Below are 20397 nucleotides of genomic sequence, written 5' to 3'. Positions count from 1 at the left end.
GCTCCGCCGTGCCCGCTCCCCGAGGCCGTGGCCGCTCCCTGAGGAGGAACACATGTCAAGAGCCCTGTCCCGGATGGGCGCGGTGCTCGCCGCCTGCCTGATGTTCGTGTCGTGGTCGCCGGCCGTCCCGGCGGGCGCGGCCGCCCTCGACCCCTTCACCGGGTACCTGATGGCGCACTTCACCGGGGAGACGGCGAGCGGCGAGCAGATCTATCTCGCCCACAGCGACGACGGGCTGCGCTGGAACGACCTGAACAACGGCGCGGTGGTCCTGCGCTCCACGGTCGGCACGCGGGGGGTCCGCGACCCCGCCCTCGTCCGCTCTCCCGCCGGTGACCGGTACTGGATCGTCGCGACGGACCTGCGCATCGCCGCCGGCACGTCGTGGAGCGACGCCGCGAACCGGGGCAGCACCTCACTCGTCGTGTGGGAGTCGAGCGACCTGGTGAACTGGTCGGCCCCGCGGCTGATCAACGTCGCGGGCGCCATCCCCGGTGCCGGCAACGCCTGGGCGCCCGAGGCCCTGTACAACCCCGCGACCGGCGACTACGTCCTGTACTGGGCGACGAACTCGCCCCGCAACGGCGTGACCAAGCACCGCATCTGGTACGTGCGCACCAGCGACTTCCGCAGCTTCACCGCGCCGCAGCTCTACATCGAGCGCGGCGGCAGCCAGGGCCTCATCGACACGCAGATCGTCGACGTGCCAGGCTCCGTCGGCGGCTACCGCTACTACCGGGCCTCGGCGGACGGCCACATCACGATCGAGGCGAGCAACTCGATCCTGGGATCCTGGACGACGCTGGGGAACCTGTCGCACATGGGGATCTCCAACGGCACGGGCGGCGGCAACGTCGTGGAGGGCCCGATGTGGGCGCAGTTCAACGACCGCAACGAGTGGGCCCTGTGGCTGGACCAGTACGCCACCGGCCGGGGCTACATGCCCATCACCTCCACCAACCTGGGCAGCACGCGCAACTTCCAGACGCGTTCCGACTACGGCGTGGGCGTCAACCGCAAGCGCCACGGCTCCATCCTCAACCTGACCGCCGCCGAGGAGAACCGCGTCCTCGGCCGCTGGGGCGCCTCGGTGCCGGTCAACCGCATCCAGTCGTACAACAACCAGACCAGGTACGTGCGGCACGCGGACCTCGACGTGCGCATCGACGCGAACGTCAGCCCCGCCCAGGACGCGCAGTTCCGGCTGGTGCCGGGCCTGGCGAACGGCAACGGCTACGTGTCCTTCGCGTCGGTGAACTACCCGGGGTACTACCTGCGGCACTACGGCTTCGACTTCGTGCTGGCGCAGGACGACGGCACCGCCACCTTCGCGGCGGACGCCACCTTCCGCCGGGTCGCCGGGCTCGCCGACTCGTCGTGGACGTCCTTCCAGTCCTACAACTATCCCGACCGCCATATCCGGCACTACAACTACCTGCTCCGGCTCGATCCGATCACCGACGCCCAGGGGCGCGGCGACGCCACCTTCCGCGTGACGTCGTGACCGTCGTGGCCGTCGTGATCGGTCGGCCCCCGGCCGCCTTGCGCGTGGCGTCGTGATCCGCCGGTCTCTCCCCCGGTCACCTGCCGGGGGAGGCCGTGCTGTTCCGTACCACCAGGCGGGTCGGGACGAGGTCGGCGCCCGGCAGGGAGGCCTGGTTCTCGCGGATCTGGAGCAGGACCCGCTCCACGCACCTCCTGCCCACCTCCGCGAAGTCCTGGTGGACGGTCGTGAGGGGCGGGATGAAGAAGGCGGAGTCGGGGATGTCGTCGAAACCGACCACGCTGATCTCGTCCGGGACCGTCCGGCCGCGCTCGTGCAGGGCGCGCAGCAGCCCGAGGGCCATCTCGTCGTTGGAGACGAACACCGCCGTGCACCCGGGCTCCTCCGCGAGCGCAAGACCGGCGACGTAGCCGGATGCGGCCGACCAGTCGCCGTACAGGGGCGTGGGTACCGGCCGTCCGGCCTCCTCCAGGGTGGCGCGCCAGGCCTGGGTGCGGCGCTGGCTGACGTAGGACGTCCGAGGGCCCGTCACGTGCCAGACGGTCCGGTGCCCCAGGTCGAGCAGGTGGTGGACGGCCCGCCGGGCCCCGTCGCCCTGGTCGGTGTCGACGACGCTGTGGCGGTCGCCGGCGTCGGAGTCGACGACGATGACGACGGGGACGCCGGGTGGCAGGGGCATGGTGCCCGCGTCGAGCAGGTGCATGTCGATGATGACGATGAACGCGTCCACGGCCAGCTCGCCGATGCGGGTGAACGCGCCCAGCACGTTGTCCTGGGTCGGCACGTCGACGGGGATCAGCGTGATGGCGTACCCCTCGGTGGCGGCGTGGGTGGCGATCGCCTCCACGGTGCGGCTGTTGCCGGTGGAGGCGAGGCTGAAGAGGATGACGCCGATGGTGTTGAACTGGCCGTAGCGCAGCGCGCGGGCCGCGCTGTTGGGCCGGTAGCCCAGCTCGCGCATCGCCGCGAGCACGTGCTCGCGGGTCGAGTCGACCACCCCGGGGTGGCCGTTGGAGACCCGGGAGACGGTCTGGGACGAGACGCCCGCCAGCGTGGCGACGTCGGCCATGGAGACGCGCTGCTTGCGGCGCCCGCCGGGGACGCCCCACCCGCCGCGCTGCGCGCCGCCGCCGGAGGGCACGCCCGGCTGCTGTCGGCCACCGCCGTTCATCGTTTCCGCCCTTCGGATGCCCTTGGATGCCCTCGGATGGCCGTTGGCGCCGGGGATACCTTGACGACCTGTGTGACCGGTGTCACGATACCGCACGGACGTTTACGTAATCATTACTAGCAGATTACCGCTTATTACCCTGTGTCGTGCTGGGTGGCGCTTTCCTCTGGAGGTGATGTTTACGTAAACATCGCACGGAGCGGTTGGGAAGGAGTGATCCGGTGGTCGCAACACCACAGGTGGGAGCGCCGGTCGGCCGGGGCGTGAGGCCCCGGGGGAGACGGTCGTGGGCGGGCTGGCGGTTCGTCGCGCCGTTCATGGCGGTGTTCGCGCTCGTCTTCCTGGCGCCGATCGCGTACTCGATCTATCTGAGCCTGTTCCGCACCCGGCTGGTCGGCGGGACCGCCTTCGTCGGCGCCGACAACTACCTCGCCGCCCTCGGCGACCCGCGCTTCTGGTCCGCGTTCGGCAACGTGTCGCTCTTCCTGGTCGTGCAGGTCCCGATCATGCTGTTCCTGTCGCTCCTGGTGGCCCTCGCGATCGACAGCGGCCGGCTGTACGGGACGAGCTTCTTCCGCATCTCGGTCTTCCTGCCCTACGCCGTGCCCGCCGTGGTCGCGACGCTGATGTGGGGCTTCATGTACGGCACCCGCTTCGGCCTCGTCGGCAACCTGAACGAGACGTTCGGGCTGTCGCTGCCGGACCCGTTGTCGTCCGAGCTGATCCTCGCCTCGATCGGCAACATCGTGACGTGGGAGTTCGTCGGCTACAACATGCTGATCCTGTACTCCGCCCTCCGCGTGGTGAACCCGTCCCTGTACGAGGCCGCGGAGATCGACGGGGCCGGCCAGGTCCGGATCATCTACGCGATCAAGCTTTCCGCGCTGCGCGGGGCGCTGCTGATCGCGACGATCTTCTCGATCATCGGCAGTTTCCAGCTCTTCAACGAGCCCAGCATCCTCAAGACCCTGGCGCCGAACGTGATCACGACCTACCTGACGCCGAACCTCTACGCGTACTCGCTCTCCTTCGACGGCCAGCAGTTCAACTACTCGGCGACCGTCGCCATCGTCATGGGCGTGATCACGATGATCATCGCCTACGTCGTCCAGCTCCGCGGCATGAGGAACGGGGACCGAGCATGACCGCCACCCCCACGACCGGCAGGAAGCCCCGCGCGCGGGCCTCGTCCGGTCCGCTGGTGATCCGGCGCGGTCGCCGGAACCCTCCCCGGCGGAGGCGGCGCAGCCTCACGCTGACCGTCCTGACGTCGATCATGCTGGTCTACACGCTGCTCCCGCTGGTCTGGCTGCTGATCAACGCCTCCAAGACGCAGGAGGGGCTGTTCGACTCGTTCGGCCTGTGGTTCCACTCCGACTTCGCGCTGTTCCGCAACATCGCAGACACCTTCACCTACGGCGACGGCATCTTCACCCGCTGGCTGCTCAACACCCTGCTCTACGTGGTCGCGGGCGCGGGCGGCGCGACGCTGCTGGCCACGATCGGCGGGTACGGGCTCGCGAAGTTCGACTTCCCCGGCAAGAGGGCCGTGTTCGCCGTCGTCATCGGCGCGGTGGCGGTGCCCGGCACCGCGCTGGCCGTCCCGACGTTCCTGATGTTCTCCGGCATGGGCCTCACCAACACCCCGTGGGCGATCATCATCCCGTCGCTGGTCTCGCCGTTCGGCCTCTACCTCATGTGGACGTACGCCGCCGACGCCGTCCCGGACGAGATCCTCGAATCGGCGCGGGTGGACGGGGCGCGGGAGTTCCAGGCGTTCCTCCGCATCGGCCTGCCGCTGCTCGCGCCCGGGATCGTCACGGTCCTGCTGTTCACGGTCGTCGCGACGTGGAACAACTACTTCCTGCCGCTGATCATGCTGAAGGATCCGGACTGGTATCCGCTCACCCTGGGCCTGAAGGAGTGGAACTCCCAGGCGTCCACCATCGGGGGCGAGACGGTCTTCCACCTCGTGATCACCGGTTCGCTGCTCACCATCGTCCCGCTGATCGCGGCGTTCCTGCTGCTCCAGCGGTACTGGCAGTCGGGTCTCGCCGCCGGAAGCGTCAAGGAGTGACCGAGGCCGGGCCCGGCCGTCCCCAGGTACAACCATGAAAGGGACATCAATGACGATAACCCGCCGCCTCGCCCTCATGCTGGGCGCCGCACTGTCGGTATCGCTGGTGACCACCGCCTGCGCCCCCTCCGGTGACGGCGGCTCCGGGGCCGCCGCGCCTGCCCAGAGCGCGTCGGCCACGGACCTCCAGGCCGCGCTGGACGCCGGTGGCAGCATCACGATCTGGGCCTGGGAGCCGACCCTGAAGCAGGTGGTCACCGACTTCCAGGCCAAGTATCCGAAGGTGAAGGTGAACCTGGTCAACGCGGGCACCGGCAACGACCACTACACCGCCCTGCAGAACGTGATCAAGGCCGGGTCCGGCGTACCCGACATCGCGCAGATCGAGTACTTCGCCCTGCCGCAGTTCGTGCTCGCCAAGTCGGTCGCGAACCTGACGGGTTTCGGCGCCGACAAGCTGGAGGGCACCTTCACCCCCGGCCCCTGGAACTCCGTCCGCTCCGGCGGCGGGATCTACGGCATGCCGATGGACTCCGGGCCGATGGCCCTGTTCTACAACAAGGAGGTCTTCGACAAGCACAAGATCGAGGTCCCGGCCACCTGGGAGGAGTACATCGAGGCGGCCAGGAAGCTGAACGCCGCCGACCCCAAGGCGTACATCACCAGCGACACCGGCGACCCCGGGTTCGTCACCAGCATGATCTGGCAGGCGGGCGGCAAGCCGTACAAGGTCGAGGGCACCACGGTGAGCGTGAACTTCGCCGACGCCGGTACGCAGAAGTTCACCTCGGCCTGGCAGACGCTCGTCAGCGACAAGCTTCTCGCGCCGGTCAACGGGTGGACCGACGCCTGGTACAAGGGCCTGGGCGACGGCACCATCGCCTCGCTCGTGATCGGCGCCTGGATGCCCGCCAACCTGGAGACCGGCGTCAAGGCCGGGTTCGGCAAGTGGCGGGTCGCCCCCATGCCGCAGTGGGAGAGCGGGGGCAAGGCCACCTCCGAGAGCGGCGGCAGCTCGCTGGCCATCCCCGAGGCGAGCGCCAACAAGGCGCTCGCCTACGCCTTCCTGAAGTACGCCGGAGTCGACGAGGGCGTGCAGACCCGGCTGGACGGGGGCGCGTTCCCCGCGACCACCGCCGAGCTCGCCTCCAAGACCTTCCAGGACAAGAAGTTCCCCTACTTCGGCGACCAGCCGGTCAACCAGATCCTCGCCGAGTCGGCGGGCCAGGTCGTCGACGGCTGGTCCTACCTGCCCTACCAGGTCTACGCCAACAGGATCTTCAACGACACCGCGGGCAAGGCCTACATCAGCGGCGTCACCCTGCAGGAGGGCCTGAAGGCCTGGCAGGACGCCTCCGTCACCTACGGCAGGGAACAGGGCTTCACCGTCCAGTGACCTCGCCGTCCCCCTGTCCTGCCGCCGAGCCGGTCGGCGGCAGGACTCCGTGCGGGGGTCCGGCCGTCAGGGGGCGGGCGGCTCCTCGTGCGGGCGGCGCAGGACGCACACCTGGCGGGGGGCGAGGGTGAGGCCCGCGGCCAGGCATGGCGCCCGGAGGACCTCGCCCGCGACGCCTTCCACGGTGACCTCCTCGTCGGTGCGGTTGATGAGGAACCAGTAGTCGGCGTCGTCGCCGGTGCGGATCGTCAGCTCCACCGCCCCGGCGACGGCGTCCGGGAGCTCGCCGCGCACCCCGGCGGTCGCCAGGAACCGCGAGAGCACCGGGCCCAGGCCCTCGGGTCCGAGCCTGGTCGAGACGTAGGACGCCGAACCGGTCCCGGCCGGGCGGGTGGTGACGGCGGGCCGGCCCGCGTGATCGCCGGAGGTGTAGCGGGCGACGACCTCGACGTCCGGCGCGACGACGTCGATCCGGTCGCTCCACAGCGTGCCGGAGACGCCGAGGTCGAGGTCTACCCGGTCGCCGTCCAGCAGCGGCCCGAACTCCTCGATCCGGATGCCGAGCAGTTCGCGCAGCGCGCCGGGGTAGCCGCCGAGCCACACGTGGTCGTGCTCGTCCACGATGCCGGAGAAGTAGGTGGCGACGAGATGGCCGCCGCCGGTGACGTACTCACTCAGGCGGTCGGCGAGCCCTCGCGGGACGACGTGCAGGATCGGCGCGACGAGCAGGTCGTAGTGCGAGAACGCGTCGGCGGCGGTGACGACGTCGACCCGCACCCCGGCCGCCGCGAACGCCGAGTACCAGTCCAGCGCCTCCTGCCGGTAGCGCAGCCGTGAGGTGGGGTGGGAGTCCAGCTCGCTCGCCCACCAGGAGTCCCAGTCGAACACGATCGCGGCGGCGGCGCGGCGGCGGCGCGTCCCGGCGACCGGCGCGAGCCGCTCCAGGGTCGCGCCGAGGTCCGCGACCGAGCGGAAGGTCTCGCTGTCCGTCCCGGCGTGCGGGACCATCGCCGAGTGGTACTTCTCGGCCCCTCCCGCCGACTGCCGCCACTGGAAGAAGCACACGGCGTCCGCCCCGTACGCCACGTGGGTCAGCGAGTCGCGGGCCATGCCGCCGGGCTTCTTGGCCAGGTTGACCGGCTGCCAGTTCACCGCGCTCGTGGAGTGCTCCATCAGGAACCAGGGCTCGCCCCTGGCGATCCGGCCGGTCAGGTTGGCCGAGAACGACAGCTCGTCCCGGGCCTGCGGGCCGGTGAGCAGGTAGTGGTCGTTGGAGACGAAGTCGACCTCGCCCGCCCAGCCGGCGTAGTCCATGCCCTTGGTCTCGCCCATGACCATGAAGTTGGTGGTGACCGGGATCTCGGGCGTCAGCCCGGCCAGCACGGCGCGTTCCGCCCGCAGGTGGTCCTTCAGGGCGTCGGAGGAGAACCGCTTGAAGTCGAGCTGCTGGGTGGGGTTGGGGTAGGAGGCGGCGAGGCGCGGCGGCAGGATCTCCGCCCAGTCGCCGTAGTTCTGGGACCAGAACGCCGTCGCCCACGCCCGGTTCAGCTCCTCCAGGGTGCCGTACCGGTCACGCAGCCAGGCGCGGAACGCCGTGGCGGCGTCCTCGGAGAAGTCGTAGACGTTGTGGCAGCCGAGCTCGTTGGAGACGTGCCACGCCGCGAGGGCCGGATGGCTGCCGTACCGCGTCGCCATGGCCTCCACCAGGCGCAGGGCGTGCTCGCGGAAGACCGGCGACGTCGGGCGCCAGTGCTGGCGCGCGCCCGGCCACAGCGTGCGGCCCTCGTGGTCGACGGGAAGGATCTCCGGGTGCGCGGCGGTCAGCCACGGCGGCGGGGAGGCGGTGGCGGTCGCCAGGTCCACGGCGACGCCGTGCTCGTGCAGGAGGTCCATCACCTCGTCCAGCCACTCGAAGGTCCACCGGCCGGCGCCCGGCTGGAGCCGTGCCCAGGAGAAGATCGCCAGCGAGACGATGTTCACCCCGGCCCGGCGCATCGCCCGGACGTCGTCCTGCCACACCTCCCGGGGCCACTGTTCGGGGTTGTAGTCCGCGCCGAAGGCCAGGCGGCGCCGCGAGGTCTCCGAGGGCCAGCGGAGCCAGCGGGGTCCGTGATCAACTGTCACTACCACTCCTGCCTGTCGTCACAGGGAGATCGTCAGGTTTATGTTTACGTAAACATAAGGTAGCCCGGGCCGTCCCGCCACGGAGGTCGTCGTGAACCGGGCGGCCGTGTCCCGTGGCGGTCACCACCAGGGCCCGGCCGCCCGTTCGAAGAAGCGGAGTTCAGCCGGGGAGTACAGGTCTCACCGGGCCGCGTCGGGGGTGAGCTTCGCCGCACGGGACCTGAGGAGGAACCCGGCCGCCGCGGCGGTGAAGAACATCAGCACACCGTAGGTGGCGGCGGGCACGGCCATCTGGGTGTTGTTCAGCAGCGTGAGCGCGACCGCGATGGACAGCGTGGCGTTGTGGATGCCGATCTCCATGCACGAGGCGACGGCCTGGCCGCGCTCGATCCCGGCCAGGCGCGGTACCCAGTAGCCGATGGCCAGGCTGATCACGCTGAACACCAGGGTGATCGCGCCGACCGAGCGGATGTAGCCGCTCAGGTTGTCCAGCTCCTGCAGCAGGGCGCCGAGGATCACCAGGACCAGGATGACGGCGGAGGCGATCTTCACGGGCGTGTTCATCCGGTCGGCGAAGCGCGGCAGCCACGCCCGGACCGCCATGCCGATCGCGACGGGGACGAGCACGATCGCGACCACCTGGACGGTCTTGTCGAACTGCAGGCCCAGCGCGGCCGAGTCGGCGGCGAAGTAGCCCAACGACAGGTTGGTGACCAGCGGCAGCGTGACGACGGCCAGCACGGAGTTGATCGCGGTGAGCGTCACGTTGAGCGCGACGTCGCCGCCGAACAGGTGGCTGTAGAGGTTGGCGGTGGTCCCGCCCGGGGAGGCGGCCAGCAGCATCATGCCCACGGCGAGCGCGGGCGGCAGCCCGAAGGCGAGCACCAGGCCGAAGCAGATCGCGGGCAGCAGCAGGACCTGGCAGACGAGCGCGACCAGGGTGGCCTTGGGATAGGCGACGACGCGGCGGAAGTCGGCGATCGTCAGGCTCAGGCCGAGGCCGAACATGATGATCGCGAGAGCGATGGGCAGGAAGACACCGGCGAGGGCCATGGGGGGTGTGTCCTCTTTCCTCGGATGGGGGGCGGGTGCGGGGATGTGGGGGTGCTCGTCCCGATGGGCGGGGCGGGGTCAGGGTGGCGGTGCCCGGTCGTCGCGGACGGCGCCGGCGCGGCGTCCGCGACGCCGCCGGGAGGCGGGGAAGGCGACGGCACCCGATCCCGCGGCGGTGGTACGGACGAGAGCACGGCGCTGCATGGTGGGTCCAATGATCACGTACATTTCGCGATCACGCCAGGTAGGGAGCCGGACCTTTCCGGTCACCGGGATCGTCGCGGCCCCTGGTCCGTCCGGGGCGTCGCGGTGTGCGGGACACGATCGGCCCGGCCGGTCCGCGATCGGCCCGCGCCGTCACGTTGTGCCGTCATGTTGTGCCGTCACGTCGCGCCGGGCCGGGGAGCGCAGGACCGGGCCGGGCAGCGTCGGGCAGCGTCGGGTAGGGCAGCGTCGGCAGCGCGGGGCCGGGTCCTGTCGTCGGCGGTGGCTGTGCGACCATGGGCGGCGAAGGCGACGGCGGAACGAGGAAGCCGGTGTGAATCCGGCGCGGTCCCGCCACTGTGATCGGCGAGCGAATCCCGAACAAGCCACTGCCCGGATGACGGGCGGGAAGGCCGGGAGGAGCATCGACCCGAGAGCCAGGAGACTCACGCTGTCGCCCCTCGGCAAACGGGGCGGATCTCCCCATGAGAGGACGGCGGTCGTCATGCGGTTCGGGCTGGGACCCGACCCCCTGGATCGCCTCGGAAAGGGACTCACACGCGCATGAGCAGGCTCACCGTCTGCCGGGACTGCTGCTGCGGCAGCACCCGCAAGGTTCCCGCCCTCGACCACGACGAGCAGCTCCGCCGCCCGTCGGAGATCGCCGAGGTTCGCGTCAGCGACTGCCTGGACGTGTGCGAGCAGGCCAACGTGGTCGTCGTGCGGCCCTCACCGGCCGGACGCGCCGCGGGCGGGCGGCCGGTGTGGCTCGGCCTGGTGAACCAGCCCGACGCCGTCGAGGACATCGCCGCCTGGATCCGGGCCGGGGGCCCCGGCCTCGCCCCGATCCCCGACATCCTCGCCCTCCACGTCTTCACGAAGAGCCGTTCGTAGGGCCGTTCATAGGGCCGTTCGTAGGGTCGTCGCCCTCGGTGGGGCTTCGCGGCACGAAAGGGAATCCCCGCCCGTCGGTGTGGGGAACACGTCGGGGCGGGGAGCCCTCAAGGGGTTGTCCCTCAAGGAGCCCTCCCTCAAGGGGAACGCCTCAGGGGAAGCACCTCAGGGGGAGTGCCTCAGGAGGAGTACGTCACTGCTTCCGGAACGTCTGTGCCACGCTGCCGTTGCAGTCCCACAGCCGCAGTCTCGAGGCGTTGGCCGTGGAGCCGTTCGGCGAGTCGAGGCAGCGGCCGGACTGCGGGTTGAGCAGGGAGCCGTTGGACTGGGGCACCCACTGCTGGGCGCCGCCGCCGTTGCAGTCCCACAGCTGGACCGGCGACCCGTTCGCCGTCGCGTTGCCGGTCACGTCCATGCACCGGTTCAGCGTGCGCAGGGCGTTGCCGTCCCACGCCCAGTGCTGGTCGACGGCGTGGGGCTGGCAGTCCCACAGCTGCACCGCGGCGCCGTTGCCGCCGGTGTCGTCGGCGGCCACGTCCACGCACTTGCCGCCGGGGCCGTTGACGAACGTGGCCCCGGCGGAGCCCCCGCCCAGCCGGAGGTTCTGGGCCACGGATCCGTTGCAGTCCCACAGCTGGAGCCTGGTCCCGTTGGCCGAGGAGCCGTTGGGGGAGTTGAGGCAGCGGCCGGACTGGGGGTTGAGCAGGGAGCCGTTGGGCTGGGCGACCCACTGCTGGGCGCCGCCGCCGTTGCAGTCCCACAGCTGGACCGGCGACCCGTTCGCCGTGCCGGTCGCGTCCAGGCACCGGTTCAGCGTGCGCAGCGCGTTGCCGTCCCGGGTCCAGTGCTGGTCGGCGGCGTGGATCTGGCAGTCCCACACCTGCACGGCCGAGCCGTTGCCGCCGGTGTCGTCGGCGGCCACGTCCACGCACTTGTTCCCGGGGGTGCCGATCGGCCGGCCGGGCGGGGGCGGGGCGGTGTTCAGCCGCTTCGACGCCGCGATGATGCCGAGGTTCGCCGCCCTGACCCGGGCGGCGTCGAACTTCACCACCTGCCGGTCATAGGTCCAGAAACCGTTGACCTCGCCCTCGACGTCGAACGGCTGCGTGTAGACGAGCGCGCTGAGCCCGCGGACGTGCATGAGGTTCGCCGACTGGGTGACGAGGCTCACGTACCGGTCGGTGATCGACTGCGTGTTCGGGTGCATCTCGTACGCGCCGAACTGGCCGTTGGGGCTGTACTCGTGGCCGGGGACGCGCACGCCCAGGCCGCCGTACTCGCCGAGCACGGAGGTCCGGGTGCTCGTCGGTGTCGGCGCGTCGGGGCCGACGTAGATGTGCCAGTCCATGATGTCGCCGTTGCCCGGGTCGCCCTTGGAGGCGCAGCAGTTGTAGCCGCTGTGCCCGTTGACGAGCCTGGTCGGGTCCTGGTTCTTGACGTTCTGGATGATCCGGGTGGTGTCGGCCAGGTTCCACTCGCCCCAGCCCTCGTTGAACGGGACGTAGGCGACGGTCGAGGGCGACGAGCGGTGCTCGTCGACGATCTCCCTCAGCTCGCTCTCCCACTGCGCGTGGTGGGTGGCGTTGCCCCCGCCCATGCTCGGCATGTCCTGCCAGACCAGCAGGCCGATGCGGTCGGCGTGGTAGAACCACCGCTGCGGCTCCACCTTGATGTGCTTGCGGACCATGTTGAAGCCGAGGTCCTTGGTCTTCTGCAGGTCGCTCGCGAGCGCGGCGTCGGTCGGCGCCGTGTACAGGCCGTCCGGCCAGAAGCCCTGGTCCAGCACGCCGTTCTGCATGACGAACTGGCCGTTGAGCGTCAGCGCGAGCCGCCCGTTGACCACGGCCTTGCCGACCTCGCGCATGCCGAAGTAGTGCGTCGTCTGGTCGACGGTCGCGTTCGCGTTGTTACGGAGGGAGATCCGCAGGTTGTACAGGAACGGGTCGTCGGGCGACCAGCGCCGCGCGTTGGGGACGGGGACGCTGAAGTCGGTGAACCCGCCGGTCGCGGTGCCCACGACGGCCGAGCCGTTCAGCGCCTCGGCGTACACCGAGTGCCCCGACACGTCGCCGCGGGTGAACACGCGCACCCGCAGGGTGTTGTTGGCGAGGTTGGGGTAGAAGTCGACGCTGTAGATCGACGAGGTCGGGGTCGGCTCCAGCCACACCGTCTGCCAGATGCCCGACGACGGCGTGTACATGATGCCGCCGGGGTTGCGGACCTGCTTGCCGCGGGCGGGGTTGGTCCCGTTCACCCCGGAGTCCGACGGGTCGAAGACCCGCACGATCAGCTCGTTCGTCCCGCCGTTGAGCTGCGGGGTGATGTCGAACTCGAACCGGTCGTAGCCGCCGGTGTGCCCGCCGACCTGCACGCCGTTCACCCACACGGTCGTCTGCCAGTCCACGGCGCCGAAGTGCAGCTGCACCCGGCGGCCGCTCCAGCCGGCCGGAACGGTGAACGTCCGGCGGTAGAACAGGTAGTAGCGGTTGTCGTTCGCCGGCCGCTTGATGCCCGACAGGGCAGACTCCACCGGGAACGGCACGTTGACGCGCTCCGGCAGCGTCTGCCCGAACGCGGGGGCGTCGTTCGTGGCCGACTGCCGCAGCTGCCACTCCCCGTTGAGGTTCAGCCAGTCCGGCCGGGTCATCTGCGGGCGGGGGTACTCGGGCAGCGGCGTGCCGTTCAACGCCTGGCCCGTCCACGGCGTCGTCAGCGGCGACGGCTGGGCCGGGGCCGCGACGGCCTGCGGCGCGCCGACGACGAGCATGGCGAGGCCGACGACACAGGCGACGACGGCGTGCAGCAGCCGTCGCCGATGGCGTACTCGTTGCATGGGATCTCCTCAGGGGGGTGGGGGTTCGGAGACGCGGGACCTGGTGGCGGAGGCTCAGACCTGGACTCGGGCCTGGACTCAGACCTGGACTCGGGCCTGGACTCAGACTTGGGCTCGGGTTCGGGCCGGGCTCGGGCTCAGGTGAATCGCCACAGGTGGTCGGGGGTGCCGTTGTCGGTGTACTGGACGACGCGGGCGCTGTCGGCGGTGGACATGCCGTCCACCCCGAGGACCTTGCCGCTGTTGCGGTTCTGGATCCGGAACCACGCGCCCTCGGGATGCCGGTCGTGTCCGTCGCCGATCCTGGGGAAGGAGGTGACGCGCAGCCGGGCCGCTCCCATCGGGATCAGGGCGACGCTCTCCAGCGGCTCGGCGGAGCGCACGGGGCTGTCCTGCAGGGGCGTCACCACCCCCTCGCCGTCGGTCTTCCAGTTCGGGATCCTCCGCGCCCGCACCGTGAGCCGGATCGGCGCGTTCTCGCGGGTGAAGGGATTGCCCGCCGGGACGGGAGCCTTCCGCACGGTGACGGCCGAGGCCGGGTCGCTCGCGGGCAGGACGAGCCCGTAGTTCCAGGGGGACTGGGGGAAGACCTCGTACTCCGGCCAGTCGGCGGCGCCGGCGAAGCGCCGCCAGTCCTCCCGGATGTCCGGGGAGAAGGCCAGCGGGCCGTGGTTCAGGGACACCGAGCCGTGGTTGGCGGTCCAGACCCGCACCGCCGCGCGCATCGGGAGGGTGAGGGTGACGGTGTCCGCCGGTGTTCCAGGTACGGTCGAGGACGACGTAGCAGGGCGGGGCCGCCTGGACCGGCACCACCGCGCCGTTGACCCGCAGGCCGACCGCGCCCGACCAGCCGGGGACGCGCAGGTACAGCGGGAAGGCGGCGGGGGCCGGTGTGGTGACCCGCAGGGAGATCGTCTCGTCGAAGGGGTAGCCGGTGCTCTGCTCGATCGTCACGCTCGTGCCGTTCCCGACCCTGGCCCGCACCGAGGACGGGCCGTACATCGAGGCGCACAGCCCGTTGTCGAAGGTGGCGAGCCACAGCTCCTCGGCGTAGTACGGCCAGCCCATGCCGTAGTTGTGCGGGCAGCACCGGTAGTTGTGCACGCCCGGCGTGTAGGCCTGCATGCCCCAGTCGTTCTGGAACTGGCCCCGCGTCTTGGCGTGCCGGTCGAGCTGGACCCCGTTGGCGGTGACGATGTAGAGGACGCCCTTGTGGGCGGGGTCCAGGGCGGCGGGCAGGGAGTTGAACGCCAGCTCCTCGCACCGGTCGGCCCACACCGGGTCCCCGGTGATGTGCGTCAGCATCTGGTGGCTGTGCATGAACTCGACGATCCCGCAGGTCTCGAAGCCCTGGCGGGGGTCGTCGTGACCGGCGCGGACGTTCTCGTCCCCGGCGAAGCCCCCGCCGGAGAACTGCCCGTAGGCTCCCATGATCGTGTCGTGGTTGCGGTAGGTCGCGGCGCGGAACCTCGCCTCCCCGGCCAGCAGCCCGAACTCCGCAGGTTCGCGGAACCCCTGCGCCAGATTGACGTTGTGCCAGTTGGGGATGCCCCCCGTGTAGTCGGCCGAGCCCGAGTGGATCTTCCTGACCAGGTCGAGCAGCCACGCCTCGCCGGTCCGGTTGTACAGCCAGAAGACGCTGTCGATGTTGTCGCCCCAGCGCAGCGCGGCCCAGCTGCGGCTGAAGACGACGGGCGGCTGCCCGTTCTGGAACCGGAAGTACCTGGTCATGAAGGGGATCACGCGGCTGTCGCCGGTGTGCTCCTGGAACGAGCGCAGCACGTTGAGCAGCGGCATGTGCGGCCAGAAGTCCGGCCCGCCCTCCAGCGAGGTGCGCAGCGCCCGGGGGCCGAACCAGCCGTCCGGCTGCTGGGTCGCGATGATCCCGTCGATCCACCTGCGGGTCAGGTTCGGCACGCGCTGGTCGCCGGTGACGTAGCCGAGGTCACCGAAGCCGCGCAGCCAGTACGGCAGCTCCTCCCAGGCGCCCCGCGCCGGGTCGACCCAGCCGCAGGTCTCGTAGCGGAGGTAGTCGGACACCTCGGGCATCCGGCCGTTCAGCCCGTTGAGCTGCAGGTCGAGCTGGTGCCTGATCCACCCCGCGGGCGTGATGCTCCCGGGGGGCAACCTCAGGAACGGCGTGGCCTGCAGAGGGGAGCGGTTGGGGGTGTAGAGGCCGCCCGCCTGGGACGTCGTGACGGTCCTGACCACCCGCACCGAGTCGGCGAGGACACCGGCCCCGGCCGGTACCGGGGCCGCGACGGAGCCGAGGACGACCGCCCCTCCCGCCGCTCCGATGGTGTTCCGCAGGAAATCTCGACGTTCCATGACCACGGCGGTCTCCCTACTACGTGGTTCGGCGGGCGCCTCGCCACGGGGCGGGGTGGCGTGCGCCCACAGGGGGGGTGATCAAAAGTGAATACTTTGAAACATCTACGTGTCAATAATTGATCGAATACGATCAGCCCAATCTCGGAATCATGGACGTCCGCCGGTGGCGGGCCACCCGCCGGGAGGGCGGGCGGTGCTCGCGGGACGGCCCCTGTCACGCGCCCGGCGGGTAGGGAATCATGAGCGGGATGCGGATCGGAATCTTCCTGGTCGCGGCGGGTTTCCCCGGCAGGCCACCGGGTCAGGTGCTGCGTGACTGCGTGGAGGCGATCGTCGTCGCGGAGGAGTCGGGGTTCGACGACGCGTGGATCGCCGAGCACCACTTCATGTCGTACGGGGTGTGCCCCTCGGCGGCGACGCTGGCGGCGGTGGCGCTGGGGCGTACACGGGCGATCGGGGTGGGGACGGCGGTGAGCGTGCTGTCCACGGCGCACCCGGTGGCGCTGGCCGAGCAGGCGGCGATGTTGCACCACCTGTCCGGCGGGCGTTTCACGCTGGGGGTCGGCAGGGGCGGGCCCTGGGTGGACCTGGAGGTGTTCGGCACCGGCCTGGCGCGCTTCGAACGCGGCTTCGCCGAGTCGCTAGACCTGCTGTGCCGGGCCCTGGGGGAGCGCACGGTGTCGGCCGAGGGGGAGTTCTTCGCCTTCCGCGAGGTCGCGATGGTACCGGCGGCGCCGATGCGGCCCGTCGTGGCGTGCACCTCGCCGGGGACGGTACGGCTGGCGGCCGCTCGGGGGCTGCCGATGCTGCTCGGCATGCACATCGACGACGAGGGCAAGGCCGCGATGCTCGCCGACTACCGGGCGGCCTCGCCCGTTCCGGAAAGCGTCGCGCCGCCGGGCTCGCCCGCCCGGGAAAGAACCTCGCCGCGCCCGCCTGCTCAGGAAACGGCCTCACCGCCGCGCCCGCCGGTTCCGGGGACGGTTGCGGCGCCGGGCCCGCCCGTTCCGGGAACGGTCTCACCGGCCGTGCCGGGCGCGGGCGGGCACATGGCGGCCGTCGTCGGGCACGTGGCCGACTCCACGGCGGGAGCGGTGCGGGAGCTGAGGGCGGCGATGCCACGGTGGCTGGAGCCCGGACTGGCCGGTTACGTGCCGGTGGACGGGCGGCGGCGGCCCGTACGGGACGTGGGGGAGTACGTCGAGTTCCTGACCGGTGTCCATCCGGTGGGGGACGCCGACCGCTGCGTGGAGACGATCAGGCGCACCTGGGAGGCGACCGGGCTCGAACACCTGATCCTCATGGTCGAGGGCGCGGGCGAGCAGGCCCGCACCCTGGAGAACATCCGCCGCCTGGGTGCCGAGGTGCTTCCCAGGCTCAGGGACAGGGACCTGCCTTCGAAGTGATCGGGGAGACCCGCTCCCTCGGGATCTCCGCGTGACGCGCCGTGATCCCGGTTTTCGGTCCCCCCGGCGCCACCGGCTCGTCAGAGCCTGCCGAGGCCGCGGGCGAGGACGGTGGCGGTGGTGGCGACCACCTTGTCGTCGACGGTCCCGTTCGCGGCCGTGCGGTTGGTGTAGATCGCCATGACGATGGGGGCGGCGGCCTTGCCGGGCCAGATGACCGCGATGTCGTTGCCGCTGCCGTACTTCGAGTTCGTGCCGGTCTTGTCGCCGATCGTCCAGGTTCTGGGCAGGCCCGCGCGGATACGGGCGTCCCCGGTGGTGTTCGCGATCAGCCAGGCGTTCAGCCGCTTCCTGTCCCTGGCGTCGAGGGCGTCGCCCACCGTGAGCGCGCGCAGGACGCGCCCCATGGACGCGGGCGTCGTGGTGTCGCGCCGCTCCTTGGGGTTCCAGTCGTTGAGCTCGGTCTCCCACCGGTCCAGCCGGGAGACCGGGTCCTTCAGCGTCCGGAAGTATCCGGTCAGGCCGGCGGGCCCGCCGAGCTGCTTCAGCAGCAGGTTGGCCGCGGTGTTGTCGCTCTGGGTGACGGCCGCCTCGCACAGCCGCGCGACGCTCAGCCCGTCCCTCACGTGCTTCTCGGTGACCGGGGAGTGTCCCTTCAGGTCGGCGGCGCTCCAGCGGACGACCTTGCCCATCAGCCCGGGACTGGAGGTGCGCGCTTTGTGCAGCACGGCCGCTGCCGCCACCGCCTTGAAGGTGGACAGCATCGGGAAACGCTCGCCCGACCGGTAGGCGATCGTCTTCCCGGTGGCGGTGTCGACGGCGTACGCGCCGATCCGGCCCCTGAAGGACGCCTCCAGCGCGCGCAGTTCCCGCGCGGCCCGGACCTGGCCCGGCGCCGGTGCCGACGCCGTCTCCGGCGTGGCCAGGGTGGCGGTCAAGGGGGTGGGCGGGGCGGTGGACGCGTGACCGGTCGCGACGCCACCCGTCAGCGGGACGAACGCGAGGGAGGCCAGCGCCCAGAGCGCGGCGCGCCGGAGAGGCAGGGTGGGCATGGGTGGACGCCTTCCTGTCGTGTGAATTAGGGGATGAGGTGCGAGGAGAAGTCTCGTGCCGGCGTTCGATGCCGTCAAAGACAGGAACGGCTGACCCCATGCCGATCCGGCATACGCCCGGCCTGCGGGCTTCCCGGCGGGTGGCCGCCGGGTCCGTCACACGGGATCCCGGCCGCCCCTCGCGATGACGCGGGCGGCGCGGGGGTTCACGGGTGCCGCAGCCGATCGCGGAGTGCGCGCGCGACCTGCGCCATGAGCGCCTCGGCCCCCGGCTGGCTGATGGCCGGCACGCGAGACTCGGTGAGGACGGCGACCCCGAAGACCTGGCCGTCGGCGTGCTCGACGACGCCGATCTCGTGGCGGAGGTTGAGGAGCGTCCCGGTCTTCGAGGACCACTTCGACGCGTCGGAGCTGAAGTCGGGCGCCAGCCGGTGCCGCAGGACGTTGTCGGCCATGAGGGTCCGCACGCGCTCGCTGACACCCGGGTCGATCGGGGACGGTGTCCACAGTGCCTGCAGGAGCTCCATGAGCGCTCGCGCGGAACCCGAGTTCGCGCGGGTCACGTCGAGTTGCGGGATGCGGTGCCCCCGCCCGGCCGTCCCCGCCTCGCTGGCGAGGAAGTAGGCCAGATGGACGTCGTCCGGGGAGAGGCGTTCCGCCGGGGTCTCGACCAGCTCCTGGATGGTGTGGCGCACCGCGATGCCGTGGATTCCCAGCCCGTGCAGTATCTCCGAGACCTCGGCGGGCGGGGTGAGGGCGAACAGCGCGTCCGACGCCGTACCGTCGCTCACGGCGGTGCTGAGGTAGAGCAGGTCGTCGACGGCGATCCGGGCGGGGTGCCGGAACCTGCTCAGCCCGGTCGGTCCCGGAGTGGTGATCCGGCCCGGTCGCACGAGGATCTGCGTGGAGCCGTCGAGCTCGCCCCTGCGGATGCGTTCCAGCGTCGCGACGGCGAGCGGGACCTTGACGAGCGAGGCGATCGGGAACTCCAGGTCCGGCTCGATACCGACCTCGTCGCCGGAACGCAGGTCCCTGACCAGGAACGATCCGCTCAGTCCGGCGTCGTCGAGCGTTCGCCGGAGTTCACGGATCAGCTTCTCGACCGTGATGGTGCCCCTCCTTGCCGGTCGCGCGCGCCCAGGCAGCGGGCGATCGCCTGCCACAGCCGGGTCCGGATGCGCTCCGCGTCGTCCCTGACGGCGGCGGATACGTCGAAGCCGCGTACGAGTTCGATCTCGCCGACGGGGCGCCAGTGCAGCCCCAGCTCCTCGGACTGCTTGGGCGAGCACAGGAGGAGATCCGCCGAGCCGAGGACCTCCGCGGTGGCGGCGGTGAGCGCGGTCGAGACGGTGACCTGCGCGGGCTGGAGGCCGACGGCGTCCCGAATCCGGAACATCCGGTCACGGATGTGGGGGACGTCGTCCTCGGGCTGGATCCAGACGCGGCTTCTTCGCGACGCCCGCGCGGCCCGACCGGCCCGGAGGGTCTCGACGTAGACGGTCTCCGCGGGAAGGTCCGTGGCGCCGGCGAGCCCGAGCCGCACGGACCAGGTCGCGTCGCTCGGCGGTACCGCCGCGAGGGCGGCGCGGGCCTCGCGAGATCGGACGAGTTCCGTCCTCTCGGCGGGTGGGGCGGCTTGGAGGTCGAGGTAGATGCCGTTCCTGCGTGCCTCCGCGTCGAGCCGTGCCAGATCGTACGCGGTGCAGATGTCGGGAACGGCGAGGCGGAGGGGATTGAGCTTGGCCCGTTCCGCCTCGTGCTCGATGTCGTCCGCCAGGCGCACGAGCCGCTTCGCCGAGGGCAGCAGGTCGCGGCCGAACTGCGTGAGCGTCGCCCCGCGTGACGACCGGTCGAACAACCGCTCCCCGAGGTGCCTCTCCAGGGCGGCGATCCGGCGGCTCGCGACCGACTGCGGCACTCGCGTGGCCGCCGCGCCCTCCGTGAAGCTCCCTCGCTCGCTCACGTTGAGGAACGCTCTCCACGCTCCGAGGACGTCCACGATGCGAGCATATGCTATTTCAGCATAAAGACCGCCATTTCTGTCTTTGACAGCATCGAAGGCCGCCATGAGACTTCCCGTCGTACCCAGTTCACGACGGGAAGGCCCGATCATGCCCACACGACTTCTCCGGCGCGCCACGTCCCCGGCGCCGGTCACCCCTGTCCTGGCCCGCGGGCTCGGCGGGCTCTGATGTCACGTCGGGGGACAGGGATCGTACGGCTCGCCGTCGCGGGCGTGGCGGCGGGCGTGCTCGCGGCGGGGATCGCGTTGCCGGCCGTGGGGGGTGCGGGTCTTGGCTTCGTGTCGGCGACCAACGAGCTGAATCTCAAGCCCACCGACCTCGTCGAGCC

Annotated in this window: 14 protein-coding genes, 1 pseudogene and 1 riboswitch; of the genes and pseudogenes, 6 read left to right on the top strand and 9 right to left on the bottom strand. The window is 70.9% G+C overall.

All coding sequences use genetic code 11. The features are described 5' to 3' along the window. Window positions 1-52: 52 nt before the first annotated feature. Window positions 53-1504, top strand: a complete 1452-nt coding sequence (locus tag ACFYWM_RS41830; protein ID WP_389926506.1) for a glycoside hydrolase family 43 protein — start codon at window positions 53-55, stop codon at window positions 1502-1504. A gap of 76 nt (window positions 1505-1580) precedes the next feature. Here the strand turns inward: ACFYWM_RS41830 and ACFYWM_RS41825 are convergent, their stop codons facing one another. Next, the gene (locus ACFYWM_RS41825) at window positions 1581-2675 is read right to left on the bottom strand and encodes a LacI family DNA-binding transcriptional regulator (protein ID WP_389926503.1); all 1095 of its coding nucleotides are present in this window, start codon (window positions 2673-2675) and stop codon (window positions 1581-1583) included. 221 nt (window positions 2676-2896) lie between these two features. On the opposite strand from ACFYWM_RS41825, the gene ACFYWM_RS41820 reads away from it, so the two are divergent. From ACFYWM_RS41820 to ACFYWM_RS41810, 3 genes are read left to right on the top strand one after another with little or no spacing between them, the layout of a single operon-like run. After that, the gene (locus ACFYWM_RS41820) at window positions 2897-3820 is read left to right on the top strand and encodes a carbohydrate ABC transporter permease (protein ID WP_389926500.1); all 924 of its coding nucleotides are present in this window, start codon (window positions 2897-2899) and stop codon (window positions 3818-3820) included. Continuing rightward, window positions 3817-4752, top strand: a complete 936-nt coding sequence (locus ACFYWM_RS41815) for a carbohydrate ABC transporter permease (RefSeq protein ID WP_389926497.1) — start codon at window positions 3817-3819, stop codon at window positions 4750-4752. The genes ACFYWM_RS41820 and ACFYWM_RS41815 overlap by 4 nt, the downstream gene beginning before the upstream one ends. Window positions 4753-4801: 49 nt before the next feature. Beyond that, a complete protein-coding gene (locus tag ACFYWM_RS41810; protein ID WP_389926494.1) occupies window positions 4802-6148 on the top strand; it encodes an ABC transporter substrate-binding protein in 1347 nt (448 codons plus the stop codon). A gap of 66 nt (window positions 6149-6214) precedes the next feature. On the opposite strand, the gene ACFYWM_RS41805 is transcribed toward ACFYWM_RS41810, so the two are convergent. Together ACFYWM_RS41805 and ACFYWM_RS41800 are read right to left on the bottom strand one after the other, a co-directional pair. Further along, window positions 6215-8272, bottom strand: a complete 2058-nt coding sequence (locus ACFYWM_RS41805) for a beta-galactosidase (protein ID WP_389926491.1) — start codon at window positions 8270-8272, stop codon at window positions 6215-6217. Between the two features lie 180 nt (window positions 8273-8452). Continuing rightward, window positions 8453-9325, bottom strand: a complete 873-nt coding sequence (locus tag ACFYWM_RS41800; RefSeq protein WP_389926489.1) for a bile acid:sodium symporter family protein — start codon at window positions 9323-9325, stop codon at window positions 8453-8455. Window positions 9326-9848: 523 nt separating this feature from the next. Further along, window positions 9849-9977: riboswitch (cobalamin riboswitch) on the top strand. A 116-nt stretch (window positions 9978-10093) separates the two neighbouring features. Between ACFYWM_RS41800 and ACFYWM_RS41795 the strand changes: the two genes are divergently transcribed. Beyond that, window positions 10094-10423: a (2Fe-2S) ferredoxin domain-containing protein gene (locus ACFYWM_RS41795; RefSeq protein WP_389926486.1), complete on the top strand. Its 330-nt coding sequence runs from the start codon at window positions 10094-10096 to the stop codon at window positions 10421-10423. A 193-nt stretch (window positions 10424-10616) separates the two neighbouring features. On the opposite strand, the gene ACFYWM_RS41790 is transcribed toward ACFYWM_RS41795, so the two are convergent. From ACFYWM_RS41790 to ACFYWM_RS41780, 3 genes and pseudogenes are all read right to left on the bottom strand, one after another. After that, complete coding sequence (locus ACFYWM_RS41790) at window positions 10617-13256, bottom strand: ricin-type beta-trefoil lectin domain protein (protein ID WP_389926483.1); 2640 nt, start codon at window positions 13254-13256, stop codon at window positions 10617-10619. Between the two features lie 137 nt (window positions 13257-13393). Further along, window positions 13394-13471, bottom strand: a complete 78-nt coding sequence (locus tag ACFYWM_RS41785) for an RICIN domain-containing protein (RefSeq protein WP_389926570.1) — start codon at window positions 13469-13471, stop codon at window positions 13394-13396. Between the two features lie 547 nt (window positions 13472-14018). Next, window positions 14019-15584: pseudogene (locus tag ACFYWM_RS41780) on the bottom strand (beta-L-arabinofuranosidase domain-containing protein); the annotation flags it as partial. 251 nt (window positions 15585-15835) lie between these two features. Between ACFYWM_RS41780 and ACFYWM_RS41775 the strand changes: the two are divergent. After that, window positions 15836-16993 (top strand): LLM class flavin-dependent oxidoreductase, encoded by a 1158-nt coding sequence (locus ACFYWM_RS41775; protein WP_389926480.1) that lies wholly within the window; start codon window positions 15836-15838, stop codon window positions 16991-16993. 80 nt (window positions 16994-17073) lie between these two features. Here ACFYWM_RS41775 and bla read toward each other — a convergent pair whose 3' ends face one another. From bla to ACFYWM_RS41760, 3 genes are all read right to left on the bottom strand, one after another. Beyond that, window positions 17074-18045, bottom strand: a complete 972-nt coding sequence (bla, locus tag ACFYWM_RS41770; protein WP_389926478.1) for a class A beta-lactamase — start codon at window positions 18043-18045, stop codon at window positions 17074-17076. Between the two features lie 206 nt (window positions 18046-18251). After that, complete coding sequence (locus ACFYWM_RS41765; protein ID WP_389926567.1) at window positions 18252-19154, bottom strand: serine hydrolase; 903 nt, start codon at window positions 19152-19154, stop codon at window positions 18252-18254. Continuing rightward, a complete protein-coding gene (locus ACFYWM_RS41760) occupies window positions 19136-20044 on the bottom strand; it encodes a LysR family transcriptional regulator (protein ID WP_389926475.1) in 909 nt (302 codons plus the stop codon). The genes ACFYWM_RS41765 and ACFYWM_RS41760 overlap by 19 nt, the downstream gene beginning before the upstream one ends. Between the last annotated feature and the right edge of the window lie 353 nt (window positions 20045-20397).

It is taken from the genome of Streptosporangium sp. NPDC002721 (assembly GCF_042888905.1).
Lineage (GTDB): Bacteria > Actinomycetota > Actinomycetes > Streptosporangiales > Streptosporangiaceae > Streptosporangium.
Note: the sequence above shows the minus strand (reverse complement) of the source record. Positions and strands in the feature narration are given on the sequence as shown.